Source organism: Thalassolituus sp., from assembly GCF_034111725.1.
In the GTDB taxonomy this organism is placed as follows: Bacteria; Pseudomonadota; Gammaproteobacteria; order Pseudomonadales; family Oceanobacteraceae; genus Thalassolituus.
Genome location: NZ_JAWUWR010000055.1, coordinates 1 through 15,755, shown reverse-complemented (window position 1 = coordinate 15,755; position 15,755 = coordinate 1). Strand labels below are relative to the sequence as shown.

General features: G+C 47.3%; 15 protein-coding genes and 4 tRNA genes. 13 read left to right on the top strand and 6 right to left on the bottom strand.

Features of this window, described 5'->3' with window-relative positions:
- Positions 1-3 precede the first annotated feature (3 nt).
- Positions 4-2,022: a BREX-3 system phosphatase PglZ gene (pglZ, locus tag UXZ23_RS09175; RefSeq protein ID WP_320820289.1), complete on the top strand. Its 2,019-nt coding sequence runs from the start codon at positions 4-6 to the stop codon at positions 2,020-2,022.
- Positions 2,012-2,746 (top strand): hypothetical protein, encoded by a 735-nt coding sequence (locus tag UXZ23_RS09170; RefSeq protein WP_320820288.1) that lies wholly within the window; start codon positions 2,012-2,014, stop codon positions 2,744-2,746. The genes pglZ and UXZ23_RS09170 overlap by 11 nt, the downstream gene beginning before the upstream one ends.
- Here UXZ23_RS09170 and UXZ23_RS09165 read toward each other — a convergent pair.
- Positions 2,734-3,036 (bottom strand): hypothetical protein, encoded by a 303-nt coding sequence (locus UXZ23_RS09165; RefSeq protein ID WP_320820287.1) that lies wholly within the window; start codon positions 3,034-3,036, stop codon positions 2,734-2,736. The genes UXZ23_RS09170 and UXZ23_RS09165 overlap by 13 nt on opposite strands.
- A gap of 175 nt (positions 3,037-3,211) precedes the next feature.
- A tRNA-Arg gene (locus UXZ23_RS09160) sits at positions 3,212-3,288 on the bottom strand.
- Positions 3,289-3,552: 264 nt separating this feature from the next.
- Here UXZ23_RS09160 and UXZ23_RS09155 point away from each other — a divergent pair.
- The gene (locus tag UXZ23_RS09155; RefSeq protein ID WP_320820286.1) at positions 3,553-4,086 is read left to right on the top strand and encodes a methylated-DNA--[protein]-cysteine S-methyltransferase; all 534 of its coding nucleotides are present in this window, start codon (positions 3,553-3,555) and stop codon (positions 4,084-4,086) included.
- On the opposite strand, the gene UXZ23_RS09150 is transcribed toward UXZ23_RS09155, so the two are convergent.
- The 3 genes from UXZ23_RS09150 to UXZ23_RS09140 all read right to left on the bottom strand — a co-directional run bounded on the left by UXZ23_RS09150 (position 4,083) and on the right by UXZ23_RS09140 (position 7,616).
- On the bottom strand, positions 4,083-4,337 hold the full coding sequence (locus UXZ23_RS09150; RefSeq protein ID WP_320820285.1) for a hypothetical protein: 255 nt from the start codon (positions 4,335-4,337) through the stop codon (positions 4,083-4,085). The genes UXZ23_RS09155 and UXZ23_RS09150 overlap by 4 nt on opposite strands.
- A complete protein-coding gene (locus UXZ23_RS09145) occupies positions 4,327-6,183 on the bottom strand; it encodes a Na/Pi symporter (RefSeq protein WP_320820284.1) in 1,857 nt (618 codons plus the stop codon). The genes UXZ23_RS09150 and UXZ23_RS09145 overlap by 11 nt, the downstream gene beginning before the upstream one ends.
- 440 nt (positions 6,184-6,623) lie before the next feature.
- Positions 6,624-7,616, bottom strand: coding sequence for an adenosine kinase (locus UXZ23_RS09140; protein WP_320820283.1), 993 nt, complete (start codon positions 7,614-7,616; stop codon positions 6,624-6,626).
- Between the two features lie 147 nt (positions 7,617-7,763).
- Between UXZ23_RS09140 and UXZ23_RS09135 the strand changes: the two genes are divergently transcribed.
- The 3 genes from UXZ23_RS09135 to UXZ23_RS09125 all read left to right on the top strand — a co-directional run bounded on the left by UXZ23_RS09135 (position 7,764) and on the right by UXZ23_RS09125 (position 11,473).
- Positions 7,764-8,894, top strand: coding sequence for a potassium channel family protein (locus tag UXZ23_RS09135; protein ID WP_320820282.1), 1,131 nt, complete (start codon positions 7,764-7,766; stop codon positions 8,892-8,894).
- 91 nt (positions 8,895-8,985) lie between these two features.
- The gene (locus tag UXZ23_RS09130) at positions 8,986-9,270 is read left to right on the top strand and encodes a DUF2946 family protein (RefSeq protein WP_320820281.1); all 285 of its coding nucleotides are present in this window, start codon (positions 8,986-8,988) and stop codon (positions 9,268-9,270) included.
- A 52-nt stretch (positions 9,271-9,322) separates the two neighbouring features.
- Positions 9,323-11,473 (top strand): TonB-dependent receptor, encoded by a 2,151-nt coding sequence (locus UXZ23_RS09125; RefSeq protein ID WP_320820280.1) that lies wholly within the window; start codon positions 9,323-9,325, stop codon positions 11,471-11,473.
- Positions 11,474-11,530: 57 nt separating this feature from the next.
- Here the strand turns inward: UXZ23_RS09125 and UXZ23_RS09120 are convergent, their stop codons facing one another.
- A complete protein-coding gene (locus UXZ23_RS09120; protein WP_320820279.1) occupies positions 11,531-12,316 on the bottom strand; it encodes a transporter substrate-binding domain-containing protein in 786 nt (261 codons plus the stop codon).
- A gap of 362 nt (positions 12,317-12,678) precedes the next feature.
- Between UXZ23_RS09120 and birA the strand changes: the two genes are divergently transcribed.
- The 7 genes from birA to UXZ23_RS09085 form a co-directional block, all read left to right on the top strand.
- Positions 12,679-13,635 carry a bifunctional biotin--[acetyl-CoA-carboxylase] ligase/biotin operon repressor BirA gene (birA, locus tag UXZ23_RS09115; protein WP_320820278.1) on the top strand — a complete coding sequence of 319 codons (957 nt, stop codon included), beginning with the start codon at positions 12,679-12,681 and terminating at the stop codon, positions 13,633-13,635.
- Positions 13,616-14,329, top strand: coding sequence for a type III pantothenate kinase (locus UXZ23_RS09110; RefSeq protein WP_320820277.1), 714 nt, complete (start codon positions 13,616-13,618; stop codon positions 14,327-14,329). The genes birA and UXZ23_RS09110 overlap by 20 nt, the downstream gene beginning before the upstream one ends.
- Positions 14,305-14,964, top strand: a complete 660-nt coding sequence (locus tag UXZ23_RS09105; RefSeq protein WP_320820276.1) for a hypothetical protein — start codon at positions 14,305-14,307, stop codon at positions 14,962-14,964. Before UXZ23_RS09110 ends, UXZ23_RS09105 begins: the two co-directional genes overlap by 25 nt.
- A gap of 91 nt (positions 14,965-15,055) precedes the next feature.
- Positions 15,056-15,139: transfer RNA gene (locus UXZ23_RS09100), tRNA-Tyr, on the top strand.
- 83 nt (positions 15,140-15,222) lie between these two features.
- Positions 15,223-15,296: transfer RNA gene (locus UXZ23_RS09095), tRNA-Gly, on the top strand.
- 7 nt (positions 15,297-15,303) lie between these two features.
- Positions 15,304-15,379 (top strand) — tRNA-Thr (locus UXZ23_RS09090).
- Positions 15,380-15,458: 79 nt separating this feature from the next.
- The coding region (locus UXZ23_RS09085; protein WP_320820275.1) for a GTP-binding protein at positions 15,459-15,755 on the top strand (297 nt) is incomplete at its 3' end.

The window sequence follows — 15,755 nt, the reverse complement described above, 5'->3', positions numbered from 1 at the left end:
GTAATGATCGACAAGGATATATTGCCGGTCTGGCAACAGAAAATATTAAAGCAACTGGATGGGTGTTTGGCAATGCACTTTATTGCTGATGACCCTGACTGTTTGCTGTCTGAGGAGTCATTACAAAAGGCTCTGTTAGTAAATGATTTTCAGTTCTACTTTTTTGAGGGTTCAATAGAACTTCGTCATTTTTTATCAGTGCAGCTAGCGGCTGACTCAGCTCGTTGTGTCATCAGTGTTGATTCAGATACGTATGATGTCAATGCATTGCCTTATGATCTATTGAGTAATGCTCAGCGACTGTCGGTATCTTTGGGAGATTGCTTTCCTGATTTGGCCTATACAGTACTTAAATCTCTGCAAGCAGAAGAACTTAATGCACTGGATGCTGCAGTGGAAGAATATATGCCGGGGCAGATGAATGAATCTGCCAGCTGTGACTTTGTATTGCGTCACGTTTTCAAGATGGCCCCTGAAGTTATACAGACATCCTCGGATTTATTGCAGAGTCTCTTGAGGCTGCATTACCGTGATGTCGAACTGCCGGACTTACTCAAAAGACGTTTGATCGTTTTGCTGGTTCGCCGTAAACCATTTGCGCAGTGGCCCCTAGATGAAATTGTATCAAGCAAAAAGGATTTTTTTGCATTCCTCCAACGACACTGGCCTGCTTATGTTGATGAAGTCTTTGAGTCGTTGGAGCAGAGCATTAGAGAGCCCAAGGCTGTCTATCAGATTTCAGGTAAGGCTGAAGAGAAGGTAGTTCTTCCTTTCGGTCATGATGATGTCAGGATCTATATTGAAAACCTGTTTCTTGATGGACACCTAATCTCCATAGAAGTGAAGGCTCCAGATCGTCTAGTGGGTCACTGGTGCCTAGCAGGTGTACTGCAAGACCCCGAAAAAGAATTAAAAAAACGAATTTACGGTTTGCTCAAACTTTGTGAAGAGACACTGCCAGCAGAGGATGATCGGCACCAACAATGGCAGCAGTATGCTTACCGTTGGGCAGAGTTATCTGCTTTCTATCATTCAAATGCTCGTCAGTTGAGTGCTGATGAGGGGATAGCAATTGACTATGCTGAGCTGCAACAGAAAGTCGATGACCGTTTTTCCGGTTGGATGCTTGATAAATACACAGGTCTCCATAACCATCCACCAATGCCTCCTGCAATGTTACACCACATACCTAGGGCTATGGCGCGGGATATGGATAATAGCAAACGTGCTAAAACTGCTTTAATTCTGGTGGATGGGTTGGCTATTGACCAGTGGATTACGACCAGGGGCGAAATCAACATTGGTGAGCATTTGGTCGAGTCTGCTGTGTTTGCTTGGGTGCCGACAGTCACTTCTGTTTCTCGTCAGGCATTGTTTTCGGCAAAGGCTCCCTATCAATTCGCCAATACTATTGCGACGACAAGCAGCGAGCCAAAAGCGTGGGAGCAGTTTTGGCTCGATCATGGGCTGGAAAAAAATCAGATTTATTATAAGAAGAGTTTAGGTGCGGGTAATCTCGATGCCTTGATCGATGAACTTACCGACAGGCGTTTGCGTGCTGTTGGCTTGGTGATTAATACCGTGGATGACATGATGCATGGTATGCAGCTAGGTGCTGCCGGGATGCACAATCAGATTAAGCTATGGGCACAAGGTGGTTACTTGCAGCGATTGATTAAAGCGCTATTAGATTGTGGGTTTTCAATTCATTTAACTTCTGACCACGGTAATATTGAGGCCGAAGGGTCTGGTAAAATTAGAGAGGGCGCTGTTGCTGAAAGCCGAGGCGAGCGAGCCAGAGTCTATAAAACAGAAGCGCTCATGGATAGTGTCGATTTCGGTGCTGCAGATGCATTGGTTTGGCCTCGTACAGGCTTGCCCAATGACTATTGGCCAGTGGTTATGAAAGGGCGTGAAGCCTTTGTCGCAAAAGGCGAAAAAATTGTAGGGCATGGTGGTATCGCTATCGAGGAGGTGATTGTGCCATATATAACCGTTAGTAGAGATGTGAATGAACAATAAGAAACCTTTGGTTGGTTTTGATCGTTATGTTGAAAAGACTTGGTTGGACCAAGTTGCTGGACTGGTCGTGGATGGGGACAATCTGTATGAGGTAAATGAAAAGCTTGATGAGTATTTATTACCATTGATTACTGGGGAAACCAGTCGTCGGAAAACCAAGAATATCCTGACAGCTACTTGGGCTAAGTCTATGGCGGGTGAGGCGCCTTATAAACAAGAAGGTGCCGCACTATTCGCAAATGCAAATAAGGAGGAACGATTGGCTATTCACTACGGAATGAGCGTAGCTACATATCCATTCTTTATGTCCCTGAGCAAGATATTAGGCCGCTTGTTCAAGTTGCAAGATGAAGTAAGTAATACGGAATTCTACCGTCGTGTTATCGAGATAGTAGGTGATCGGGATAGCATTAAGCGTGCTGCAGCTAGGTATTTACAAAGTCTAATAGAGTGGGGTGTGTTAGAGCCGTCTGGTAAGGCTACTGTAAAGCTGGGGGCTAAGATACGACTTGCTGGCTCTAGTATAATAACTTGGATGTACGCGTCAGTATTATTTTCAACAGACAGGGATAGGCTTACAACTGATGACATAACCTCTGATCCTTGTTGGTTTCCATTTGAGATATCTCATGGATATTTCAATGTCAGCGAATCAAAGATAATTGAGGTGGTTCACCAAGGGGTTGGTAATACATTAATCGCTTTAAAGACTCAAAGCCAATGATCTGGGATTTTAATCTCAAATTGGTTTGCTACGTATCGCAGCATTGAAAGAATTTCTTGGTGTTTGGCTTGATCAAATGCTTGGCCAGTTTCTCGGCGGTCGAGTATCTGTTGGAGTAAACGTAAATTAAACATACCTAGACGGTAGAAGTTACCCCAAGTGGGTTCGCCAAATAAATTGTAAATCACTTCGGTAGAGTCGCGCTCACTAGCCAGGCGTTTTTTGCCTGTTATTTTTCCTAATGCAGCTTCTCCTTCCGATACACTTTCATATGTATTTAGCAGTTTCATTTAACAGGATGCCCAGTGAAAGATACTTCAAATATACCAAAAGTTGATTCCAGGGTAGAGGTCATTTACTTGTTATCTGCAAAGAGATTAAAAACTGTTTGGTCACTAAATGGTCACTGTTTGGTCACCATTTGAATTTTGTAAGTGGTCACTTACTTGGTAGGCCTTGCAGATATGGCCCGCCCGGCAGAATTCGAATCTGCGACCTCTGCCTCCGGAGGGCAGCGCTCTATCCTGCTGAGCTACGGGCGGTTAGGACGCTAATGGTATGTGTTTCTGGGTTTGGCGTCCAGTCGGTTGTTTTTACTGTGATTTCTAGCAATTTTATAGCTTAGGGTTGCGGTCGAGGTTAGCGTAACTATCTTGTCATTCCTCTTTGCTAGACTCCCGCCACTCCTGAAAATGTCGGCTTCTGTCGGTTGTTTCTCCAGTGGAATAGGATGTTCTCTGGCCGCGGTCGCTTGTCGTCGTTGAAAGGAGTAACGTGTGCCCACGTCATTGAAGGGAGGACAAATCATGAATACACCACACATCGAACTACTGGATTATGGTTGGGGTTTGTCCTCGTTGGGTTTAATTCTAGTGGCGGGTTCTGATGCCGCTATTTGCGCAATTTTGGTGGGGGATGATCGCAGTTCGCTATTAAAGGAATTACAGCAGTCGTTTCCAGCAGCGCGTATTCGCCAAGATGATGGCCGTTTAGCTAAGCGTATTAGTACAGTGATTCGTTGCCTAGAGCAGCCCCAAGCATTGTCTGAGTTGCCGGTATTAGAAATGCGTGGCACTGAGTTTCAACGTCGTGTATGGAATGCTTTACAGCATATTCCTGTCGGTTCAACCGTAAGTTATTCGGCGTTGGCTGAACAAATCGGTGCGCCAGCGGCAGTCCGTGCGGTGGCTGGTGCTTGCGCGGCGAATAAGTTGGCGGTGTTGGTTCCGTGTCATCGTGTGGTGCGCTCAAATGGTGAGCTATCGGGTTATCGGTGGGGTGTTCAGCGTAAGCAGTTTTTATTGCAGCGTGAGCGTCAGTGGGTAAAAGAAGCGGGCTAATCTGTACTGTTGTTGTTCTTATTGCTGAGAAGCTGTACTGCTTTTTCTTGTTGTACTTTAACGATGGCTAATTTTTCTCGCGCGTTCTGACGTTCTTCTTCGCTTAACTCTAGATCGATGCTGTGTGCTTCGAGCTTAAGTTGTTTTTCTTCTAGCCCTTTTATGACTTGTTTGATGGCTCGTCGAGATACTCCGCGCGCATCATCACTCATAAAATTCGCGATTTTTTGTACTATTTTTTCAAGCTTCACGATTTGGCTCCTCGCTCGCATCCGTGGCGAGAGTTTGGCGAACTTGGGTGACATCTTCGTCACTGAGCTGAATCATGGTTTGCGCTTTGGACGTCTGCGGTAGCTGGGCCAAAATAAGTGCCTGCCCTGCGTTAATCAAGCTTAAGGCTATTTGGCGCGCATAGCCTTGGTCGTTCATGAGTGAGGTTGCTTGCGCTGGTGTCACTATATGCTCACGAATCATATGTTCGGTTTCACTATCTGCCCGCTCGTGTGCATCATCAAGACGTAATTTCTGATGTTCTAGTTCCAGTAAATTGTCATTGAAGGCAGTGGCGGCCATGATTGGGTCGTTGTTACTTTTGGCAATAATACCTTCGATTAATGTCACGACCTCACGAATATCTTGGCGTAAGGCATCATATGCTGAGTGTAGAGCGTGATGATGGCTGTGTAACGCTGGGTATAAATTGCTATGCAGTAAGCGCGAAGTTTTGACTGCTTCGACCATGTGGTACGTCGCTGACCGGAACTGTCTTAGAGGTTCAAGCTCTGTTGTGCCAGGGGTTTTATGAGCAAGGCTAATAAAACGTACTATGGCGTTGTAGAGCGTTTTGATACGGCTGTGATAAGCATCTTCAATCTGCTTCTCAGTGAATTCTTTTGCGGGCGGCAGGAGCAACCCCGTATGAGAGCTACGCGGTTCCCAATCTAACGCTCGCAATACGATATCCAGCGCATGGCGCGTAAGGCGCTGACTTTCTTGGCGTGTAACGCTGGTTGCGGCCAGCGTGGACTCTAATGCTGCGTCGTTTAAGTAGCGTGGTATTTTTATTGAAATCGTGTCCGCAGGAATACGTTTTTCTAGCCACTTCGTCAGTCGTTCTAACTGCGGCAGCATGATGGCGACACCTAATATATTAAATACCGTATGGAACAAGGCGAGGCGCAAGGTGTAGTTGTCTGCTGCTATCCCTAAGCCGTTCCCCAGCAGTTCGACCACGGGTATCAGAACAGGGAGCGCGAGCAGCGCAACAAGGCCCGTGACGAGATTAAAAACAACATGCCCCAACGCTAAGCGCTTACCTGCGGCATTGGCGCTAATACTGCCGAGAATGGCCGTGACCGTAGTACCAATATTAGCGCCGATGGCGACAGCAAGTGCATCCTCATAATGAATTTGTTGATGGGCTAGAGCGGTGAGTATCAATATTAATGTTGCATGACTTGACTGCATAACAACGGTGGCAATGATACCTAAGCCGGTAAATAACAGAAGAGCGGTAAAGCCTTGAAAAGGCATTGCCGTTAATTGCATTTGGCTTTGCAAATTGCTGAAGCCATCTTTCATGAACTGAATACCAAGAAAAAGAAAGCCAATCCCGGTTAATAAGTGCCCAAGGCTACGCCATGAGGGGCGGCTTTGCAGTTGTAGCACGATGCCGAATACCAGCATGGGCAAAGCAAGATCCGATAAATTAACTTTCAGGCCGAATCCAGCAATCAGCCATGCGCCAGACGTGGTGCCTAAGTTGGCCCCAAATATGATTGCGAGCCCACTGCTGAGTGAAATTAATCCAGCGGACAAGAAAGAAATGCTTAATAGGGATACGAGGGAACTGGATTGCATTAGAGTGGTGCTCACCACGCCTAACGAAACAGATCTCCCAGTGCTATTGGTTACGAGTTGGAGCCAGTGTTCCATCCAGCCGCCACTAAGACTCTGAAATCCACGCTCCAGCGACATCATTCCAAATAGAAAAACAGCCACACCGGCTGCAACGGTTAAAAAGGCCTCGCTACGCCAAAATCCTAAACTTAGCCCTAGCAGAAGCACAGGCAGTGCTATCCGCTGAAATTTCGTCATTTATAACCCTTTTCTGAATGTCTATTCAGTAAAGCTAATTGTCGCCGTACAGCAAGTTATAAGCAGTGATCAAGATCACGTTTTTGTTATCCACATGTATCCACAGGAAGCTGTGCATAAACTGTGGGCGCTATGGGGTTATCTTGTGTGTAATCAAAATGGATGAATTTTTACAGCTTGCCTGAGTGGATAAGACAACGATGTGGCGACAAGATTCCGTCAGTCTATATTGATGATTTTGTTAATATTTTGACGATTTATACGATAATAGACAGTTCTCTAAAAGATCGGTTCTTGATAGCAAAGATGTCCACAGATTCTGTGGATAACCACTCGGATAAGTGGCAAATAAACATTAAGCGGGGGGCTGAAATCGGAACGTGCGTTTGAATTGTTCAAAAAACAACCAGCGGAAAATGGCTCGCCGCTGGTTGTTTTCATTAGGCCAAGTGCTGTTTTAGCGGTTCGTGCTGTTCAGCATTTAGACGTGGTCCAAATTGGCTTACCACTTGTGCAGATGCGGCACTGGCTAAGCGGCCTGCAGCCGCAAAATCATGGCCGTGAGTAATGGCATACAAGAAGGCGCCTGCGAACATATCGCCAGCACCATTACTATCGACAGCAGTAACACTATGCGGCGCAATGGTGTGTAATTGCTCGCCATCAAAGGCGACAGCGCCTTTTGATCCAAGCGTAATGGCGAAGGTTTTCGCGACTTTTTTCAAGCCTTCGATCGCGGCGTCGATATGATCAGTGTTAGTGAATAACTTGGCTTCTTGTTCGTTGCAAAACAATAAATCGACACCTGTACCTATCATGTCGGTAATGCCTTCTTTAAAAAACTGCACCATGGCAGGATCAGAGAAAGTCATCGCCACTTTGACGTTATTTTTACGGGCTAATTCGCGCACACGAATAGCGGCTTCGCGTGATAGTTCGGATGTGACTAAGTAGCCTTCGATGTATACATATTCAGACTGCGCTAAAGCATCTTCATTAATGTGCTTTTGATGCAGTTCGCTGGTAATGCCTAAATAGGTATTCATGGTGCGTTCGGCATCTGGAGTGACCATCACAAGGCACTTTCCGGTCACGCCATGGTCGCGTGTGCCATTCATATTGGTGTCGACGCCGGCCGCTTGCATATCGGCTACGTAAAACTCGCCTGCTTCATCATTGGCGACATTGCAGGTGTAGTAAGCCTTAGCACCAAAGTAGCTGGCACCGATAATGGTATTGGCAGCACTGCCGCCACAGGCGCGTTTCTTTAAGCCATACTCGGCTTGCAACGTCGCCAACATGCTGGCCAATTGATCTTCTTCGATCAATGTCATCATGCCTTTTTCAATACCAGCCTTGGCAAAGAAGGCATCGTCAACTTCAAACTCTTTATCGACCAGCGCGTTGCCGATGCCGTAAATGTGGTAACCCATGTGGACTCTCTAATTTGGAAATGTAAAACCGAAGGCAGTTTAACTTACTTTGCCTCAGATATCTGACATTGGCATGAATTCGCGCTGTTGTTACAACTTTTTCTTTGCACGTTGGCCGTGTGGCTCGCGGCAGTTTATGATGGCCGCATGAATAAATTCACCCGTTTTGTGCGCCAACGTAAGCGCGTACGCCAAGCGGTCTATCAAACCGACCGCAATATTATGCGCAGTCTCGTTCGCACTATGCTCACCTTGTTTGGTTTCGTGTTGCTGCATTCTGCCGCTATGGTGGTGTTTGAGGGGATGTCGCCTTGGGAAGGCTTTTGGCTAACGATGGCAACGCTCTCCACGGTTGGTTATGGTGATGTATCGGCGTCGAGCGTCGCTGGTCAGGCGTCGACAATTTTTTTGATGTTTCTTTGTGGCATAACGCTGATGACCTTGCTCATTAGTGATTATGTCGATTATCGAATCGCACGCCGCGAACGCATTCGCAGCGGTCACTGGGACTGGAACATGGCTGATCACATCCTCATTATCAATGCACCGAAATACAATCGAGAGTCGTATTTTCATCGTATGATTTCGCAAATTCGTGAAAGCGGTGAGTTTAATGACACGCCGATTATGTTGCTAAATGAAGACTTTACCGATGGCTTACCCGATAGCTTGCGCCAATTAGGCGTTGTCCATGTGACAGGGCTTGCTAGTCGTCCCGAGGACTTGGATAGGGCCGGTGCTAAGCGCGCTGCGCATATCGTTGTCTTAGCGCGCGATGAGTATTCCTCAGAAAGCGATAGTTACACCTTTGATGTTTCGCACCGCTTGTTTGAATTGCATTTAGGGCATAAAGCCATCGTTGAATGTGTTGATGATCTAAATCGTCCACGTTTAAAAGCACTCGATATCCGTGCTTTGTTGCGACCAATTCGTTCGTATCCCGAAATCATTGTGCGTGCCATGGTTGCTCCGGGATCTGAGCTGTTGATTGAGGATATGTTTACTCACGCTAACGATCATACGGTACGTTATCCTGTGTGGTTGGAAGGTGAGCGTTGGGCTGATGTGGTAACGGCTATTGTGCAAGCGAGTTTAGGTACTCCGCTGGCCTACGTTACGAAAGACGGCCATGTTGAAACGCACCCTGATGGTGAATCCCACATCCATGCGCAGTCGCTGCTGATTTTGGTACACACCGAACGGACTCCGACTACCAAAGAAGTCCATCGAGCAATCGAGCATCACTTCAATACGCGTTTAAAAGACGTCGAAAATTAAGAAAAAGCGCCTGACTTTACCGCATGGCGCTTTACCCTTTGGCATAAATTGGGCAAACTATAGCCAAATTGTAACTATATAACAGTTTCTTATGCCGCCACGTCAATCCGGTTCCACTCTTGCGCTGATGCTTTGCATGCTGGTCATCATGATGGCCAGTCTGCAAACGCTGCACGAGCAATTGGTAGGGCATGCGATTGGCGAGCACTGTGAGTTGTGCTCAACCGCTGCTGACGCGGGTGGTTTAATTCCGCTAGCTATCTCACTGCCCACTTTAATTCTTGATCATACGCCTGAACCTCTAGCACCATTGCTGCCATCCCATGGTGAGCTACGCGCTATTCCTCAAAATCGCGGACCTCCTACCGCGAACTAACGTCACGCCAGTTATACCATTCAATTTTGACTTAGTTTTTAGAGGAAGACGCATGCGTCATTTTTTTCGTGCTCCTGTTATTCATACCGTAGGCCTGTCATTGTTATTAGCAAATTCTGTGTTTGCTTATGCCGATACCAATTCTCCAGATAGCGACAACGCCATCGAATTAGAAACCATTACAGTCACCGCCTTGCCTAATAATGCTTCAGCCACCGATTCTGCGCAGCCGGTGTTTGTTTTATCTGACGATGATTTGGAGCGAGCTCGCGCAACGTCCTTGGGTGAAACCCTGAGCCAGCAGCCGGGCATCCATAACAGCAGTTTTGGTAGTGCGGTCGGCCGACCTGTTATTCGTGGGCTAGGTGGTGGCCGTGTCAGCATATTGCAGGATGGTCTTAAGGCTGTGGATGCCTCAACGGTAAGTCCTGATCATGCTGTCGGTGTGCAAACCAACACAGCACAACAGATTGAAGTAATACGTGGGCCTGCAACCTTGCTGTATGGCAGCGGGGCTTTTGGTGGCGTCGTCAATGTGGTTGCTGCTGAGCCGCAGGAAGAGGGGGTCGAATCCGAGGTTAACTTGGGCTACAACACGGTTAATCGCGGTAAAGATATTCGTCTCAATCAACAAGGTCGGCAAGGCGACTGGGGTTGGAGCTTCGGCGCAGGCCAATTACGCAGTGACGATTATCGCGTGCCGAGAAAAGCCGGTGAAATTCATAATGATGATGGTGTGTTGGAATACCACGATGCTGAGTCGAGTCGTTTAGATAACAGCGATATTGAATACAACCGTCAGTTGAGTGCCGGTACGCGTTATTTTTTTGATACTGGTTCGACCGGTTTGAATATCAGTCGTCTTACTAGTCGTTTTGGTTTACCCGGGCATGATCATGGCGACGAGGAGGCGGTGCTTGATCCTTCGGAGGCAGAAGAAGAAGAAGGTGTTGCTCGAGTGGATCTGAAGCAGCTTCGAATTGCCTTTGATGCTAAAGCTAGTGATCCATTTCCGGGTGTCACTAACCTCAATTTCGATTTAGCTTGGACCGATTATGAGCACAGCGAAGGCCATGTAGAAGCGCATGATGATGCAGCAGTTGCTGAGCCTGATCACGAAGAGCAAGGGCCAACCACCTTTGCGAAAGAAGCAATAGAGTCGAGGATTGCACTGTCTCTAACGCCTATTAGAAATATCGAGCAGACGCTGGGGCTGCAAGGTTCGCAAACTGACTTCTCGGCTATTGGTGAGGAGGCACTCGTGCCATCCACTCAAACCAACGAGATTGGCGTTTTCTGGTTAGCCGAACGTGACTTTGGTGCGGTCACTTTGAGTGCCGGAGCGCGCTGGGACCGAGTTCAGCACTCACCGCAAACCCCGGATGACGTTAACAGTGTTTGCGGCTTTGGCTTAGGCGCGTATCAAAATAAAACTTTTGGTAATACCAGCGCCTCCCTTGGTGCTCTGTACGATATTGATGCCAGCTGGCAGTTAGCGATTTCGGCAACATCGGCTTTGCGTGCGCCGGATGCAGAAGAGTTGTTTTCGTGCGGTGCGCATGAATCGACTCTGACCTACGAAATTGGTAATCCTGATTTAGATTCAGAGCACTCATATAATTTGGATGTTTCTGTGCGCCGCAATGTCGGGCGCTGGACCGGAAGTGTCAGCCTATATCAAAATCGGGTAGACCAATTCATCTACCAGCAGGCTTTGCTAACAGGTACTGATACCGTGCTGGTGGATGATTTGCCAGCCTATCAATTTACTCAAGGAAATGCCGTTTTGCGCGGTGGCGAAGTGAATGTCGGCTATGCCATTACGCCGCAGTGGCAGCTTACGGCAATGGCCGATCGGGTGCGGGGTGAGTTAGTTGGCGGTGGCAACTTACCGCGTATGCCTAGTGATCGAATCGGCACTGGTATCAATTATCAAGCCTTACATTGGCAGGGTTTTATTAGTTGGATGCATAATGACGAGCAAACTCGGCTGGCCGATAAAGGTGAAACCCCAACGCCTAGCTATCAGCTGTTAGAGGCAGGTATTGGTTATCGTTGGTATTTGCCCAAGGTGGAGTATCAACTCGATTTAAAAGGTACGAATTTATTGGATGAAGCGGTGCGCTATCACACCTCGTTTGTTAAAAACATCGTGCCGCAACCGGGACGTGGCTTTCAGCTAGCGTTTGCTGCGAAGTTTTAATAACGATTGATGAACCATTAGGGCGACATGGATGTTGCCGACGTTAAGCAAATTGGATTATTTAAAGGGAATCCATAAGTCTGGATTGTTAACAGGTGTTTTACTAGGTAGAGAAACATTCGGTAAATCGAAGATGAGCGAATTGTCGAAGCGAGTTAATGGAAAAGCATCTTTGGTTGTGGGATGGGTCTGTAAAAAATTGCGTAATTCGCCGCTATTCACCATCTTTTCTAAGCCATATGTGAGTCGCTCTGTCAGTGTTGCGTTGTCTTTAGCGACAAAAAAGTACATAGGAAACGGATAAGAAATAATAATGTGATCGAAGACAACTAAATCCTCTCCACCATACCCCTCAATTTCGGCATAAACTTCGGTTATCGCGCGCGGAAAATAGTCACAACGCCCAGCTCTAAGCATGTTGTACATCAATTCAAACTTATGCACGCGTTCTAGTATGTAACCCGCATTTTCCAAAATATCAGAATCCGGCCATTGATCGCCTTGACATGCTTTAAGGGCTTTTAGTGATCCCTCTTTATTAATAGCCTCAAACTTCGCTAGATCGCCACGACGAATAACGGGAACTCGCCGTCCTAGTAAGCCTGCGTAAAGTGGAATGCGAATGGCTTGGCTATTTTTCTCGCGCTCAGCGGTGGAGCCGGCCCAGAAGATGTCAATCCAACCATCTTCAAGCCCAAGGAATCCGCGGTTTTGGCTAAAATTATTTGGGCTTTCGATAATTGTAGCAGCCCCGTACTTGTCGGCGCTTGCCTCCATCACTTTGTTTAACAAGTCGATGTAGTAACGGTGACTGCCGTCAAAATTCGTACGCGTTGACTGCACGAGATACTCTGTCGCGTGTGTTATTGGCACGAGAGTTATTAGGCAGAAGAATAGAGAGAGTAATCTCATAAATGGGGCGATAACCATTGCGACAGATGAATAAGCATAGCGTAAGGCGCAATAAGTTTGTGTAATAAACCTGAAAGCGGCGCAAAGTTACATATAGTCATCATGGTCGTGCGGAACCTTCATGATGTCGATGTGATGTATGAACAGGGCAGCTTGGACCTAATCGAAATCGAACTGCAATAAATATGGCTCTAGCGTCGCGACGTTGAGTATCAGTAGTTAGTCTCAATTCCTTGCGCTTTTGATATAGTCGCTGTTCATACAGATGGCAGCCAACAACTATGGGGATCGGCATGCTGAATAAATTATTGGCTTTACTGGCAGATGGCCAATTTCATTCGGGTGAAGAGTTAGGCGACGCGCTAGGTGTTAGCCGTGCCGCCGTATGGAAGCAATTAAAAAAGTTGGATGATCTGGATATTCCTTATTCGTCGGTAAAAGGTAAGGGCTATCGTTTGCACGATGCCATTGAATTACTAGAGCCAGAGCGAATTCGAGGCAGTATTAGTCAGCGTTTGGATATTCTCGACGTTTTGCTGGATGTGAACTCAACCAACTCTTATTTGTTTGAACGCGCTAGCGATCATATGGGTAAGCGCTATGCCGTGCTGGCTGAGAAGCAAACGGGTGGGCGCGGGCGGCGTGGTCGTCAGTGGGTTAGCCCATTCGGTAAGAACATTTATTTATCGTTGTTGGTGTCATTTTCTGGCGGCATGTCATCGTTAGAAGGCCTTAGTTTGCTAACCGCGATTGCGGTTGAACGTGCTTTGGGGCGCTTAGGTATTGAAGGTATTGGCCTAAAGTGGCCGAACGATATTTATGCTGATGGGCGTAAGCTAGCAGGCATACTTTTAGAAGTGACGGGCGAATACAACAGTCATTGCCAAGTGGTGATTGGTATTGGTTTAAATCTATCGCTGAGCGAAGCCGATGCTGCCGCTATCGATCAGCCTTGGGCTGAATTGCGTAGCCTTAATCCCAATTTATCGCGCAATGATGTTGCGGCTACTTTATTGGATGAATTGCTAAAACTGGTGGATGAATTTCAACGTACAGGTTTTGCTCCGTGGCAAACGTACTGGTCGGAGAGAGATATTTATCACGATAAAGAGGTCAATATTATTTCGCCATCAAATACCATTGCCGGTGTTGTTAAAGGCGTAAACCGTAAGGGCGAATTAATGTTGAAAACCGAGCGTGGTATGGAAGTGATCAGTGCAGGAGAGCTCAGTGTCCGTCCTGCTTCTTGATGTGGGTAATAGTCGCGTTAAGTGGCGGCTGACGACGTTAAGCGGCGAACGCCATTACGGTGACTGCGATGCTACCGATGTTGTATTGCAAACTTGGGTGGAGCAACCGCAGCGGGTAATGGTATCGAGCGTACGTGCACAGGCTGATTTACACACTCAGCTGGAGTTGATATTCGGTCAGCGTTTGCAGTGGCTGAAAGAGCCAGTACCATCATCGCCACAATTTAAACATTGCTACCCCGAGCCAAGCCGTTTAGGTGTTGATCGTTGGTTGGCTATGCTCGGTGGGCGCGTCCTGCAGTCAGGCGATTTGCTGGTAGTGGACGCTGGAACCGCCCTAACGATCGATTTGTTTTCGGGCGATAATCAGCATCAAGGTGGCTATATCGTACCGGGCTTACGTATGGCGCAAAATGCTTTGTTTACTGGTACTGATCGCGTGCGTCCATACCAAGATGAGCAAAATGAGCAAGAAATTGCCCCTGGTAAGAACACTTTAAACTGCGTCGCTGCAGGGGTTTTGCGACAAAATCTGGCTCTGGTGCAATCCTTATTGGACGAGTACCCTGAGCACCAACCTCTTATTACAGGAGGTGATGGACAATTATTGGCCGGTCGTTTGGGGCTTAGCTACAGCCCAGACTTGATATTTGATGGTATGGATTCCTTATGCGCTGGATCTTCTATAGTTTAGTTATCGCTAATATCGTGGTGGCTGGGTATTTCTTGGCTCAACCGAAAAGCGAATCAGTCGCCAATACCGTCGCTGCAGCGCCTATTGCCGGCAAGACATTGCGTTTAGTTTGGGAGGCCGAGCAACCGCTGGCACCAGCCCCTAAATCTGAATTTAGCTCAGCACCGCGTCAACTGTGCTATGTGCTTGGCCCTTATAAAGATGATCTTGATGCGCGCCATGTACAAGCTCGTGCTGCGGCATTGTCATTAACCGGCATGATCAATAGCATTGGCGTTGGCGAGCAAACCGATATCGAATATTGGGTTCATGTACCGCCACGTATTGATCGTGCCGCTGCAATGGCAACGCTAAAAGAACTTCAGCGCCGTTCTATTGATAGCTACATAATTACCCAAGGCGACCTTGCTGAAGGTATCTCACTAGGGCTATTCCACAGCCTAGATTCTGCCAAGAAACTTAAAGCCGAAGTCGAAACCTATGAATTTTCCGTGGATATTGTGGAGATTGGGAAGCGTCAGCTTGAATACTGGGTAGAAATTCGAGAAGTTGCCCAACTTACTGAGCGCATGCGCGAACGTGTTCAAGCTGGTGATCATGGGGTTGAGTGGAAGTTGGTGGAGTGTCTTAACTGAAGTCGACTTAGACTTATCAGCTAAGTTGATAATAAATAAGCCAAAAAGAGTTGACAGCTTGTCGTCTCATCCTGATAATGCGCGTCACTTTGGTGGGGTTCCCGAGCGGCCAAAGGGATCAGACTGTAAATCTGACGCGAAAGCTTCGCTGGTTCGAATCCAGCTCCCACCACCAGTTTTAAAATGATAAGCGCCTCGGCGATTATCGGAGTAGGCCGGAAAGCTATATAGCCGTTAGCAGGCCAGCCTGCTAGATAGGCGGGTATGGTACAATGGTAGAACCTCAGCCTTCCAAGCTGATGATGCGGGTTCGATTCCCGCTACCCGCTCCAAATATTCGCTGATATAGCTCAGTCGGTAGAGCGCATCCTTGGTAAGGATGAGGTCCCCAGTTCGACTCTGGGTATCAGCACCAATATTGATACGACAAGGTAGGCCATGAGCCTGCCTTTTTGTGCATCTAAATTTTACACCACTGACAGAGAGATAAGGTCATGGCAAAGGCAGCGTTTGAACGCACAAAACCCCACGTAAACGTGGGTACTATCGGTCACGTTGACCACGGTAAAACAACTCTAACTGCAGCGTTAACTCGCGTATGTTCAGAAGTATGGGGCGGTGCTGCCGTTGCAATCGACGGTATCGACAATGCTCCAGAAGAGCGTGAGCGCGGTATCACTATTTCAACGTCACACGTTGAATACGAATCACCAAACCGTCACTACGCACACGTTGATTGCCCAGGACACGCGGATTATGTCAAAAACATGATCACGGGTGCTGCGCAGATG

Bases quoted from the DNA above. Each gene is read 5' to 3' on its own strand.
- pglZ (WP_320820289.1), top strand. From the start codon at position 4: ATGATCGACAAGGATATATTGCCGGTCTGGCAACAGAAAATATTAAAG.
- UXZ23_RS09170 (WP_320820288.1), top strand. From the start codon at position 2,012: ATGAACAATAAGAAACCTTTGGTTGGTTTTGATCGTTATGTTGAAAAG.
- UXZ23_RS09165 (WP_320820287.1), bottom strand. From the start codon at position 3,036: ATGAAACTGCTAAATACATATGAAAGTGTATCGGAAGGAGAAGCTGCA.
- UXZ23_RS09155 (WP_320820286.1), top strand. From the start codon at position 3,553: ATGAATACACCACACATCGAACTACTGGATTATGGTTGGGGTTTGTCC.
- UXZ23_RS09145 (WP_320820284.1), bottom strand. From the start codon at position 6,183: ATGACGAAATTTCAGCGGATAGCACTGCCTGTGCTTCTGCTAGGGCTA.
- UXZ23_RS09140 (WP_320820283.1), bottom strand. From the start codon at position 7,616: ATGGGTTACCACATTTACGGCATCGGCAACGCGCTGGTCGATAAAGAG.
- UXZ23_RS09135 (WP_320820282.1), top strand. From the start codon at position 7,764: ATGAATAAATTCACCCGTTTTGTGCGCCAACGTAAGCGCGTACGCCAA.
- UXZ23_RS09130 (WP_320820281.1), top strand. From the start codon at position 8,986: ATGCCGCCACGTCAATCCGGTTCCACTCTTGCGCTGATGCTTTGCATG.
- UXZ23_RS09125 (WP_320820280.1), top strand. From the start codon at position 9,323: ATGCGTCATTTTTTTCGTGCTCCTGTTATTCATACCGTAGGCCTGTCA.
- birA (WP_320820278.1), top strand. From the start codon at position 12,679: ATGCTGAATAAATTATTGGCTTTACTGGCAGATGGCCAATTTCATTCG.
- UXZ23_RS09105 (WP_320820276.1), top strand. From the start codon at position 14,305: ATGCGCTGGATCTTCTATAGTTTAGTTATCGCTAATATCGTGGTGGCT.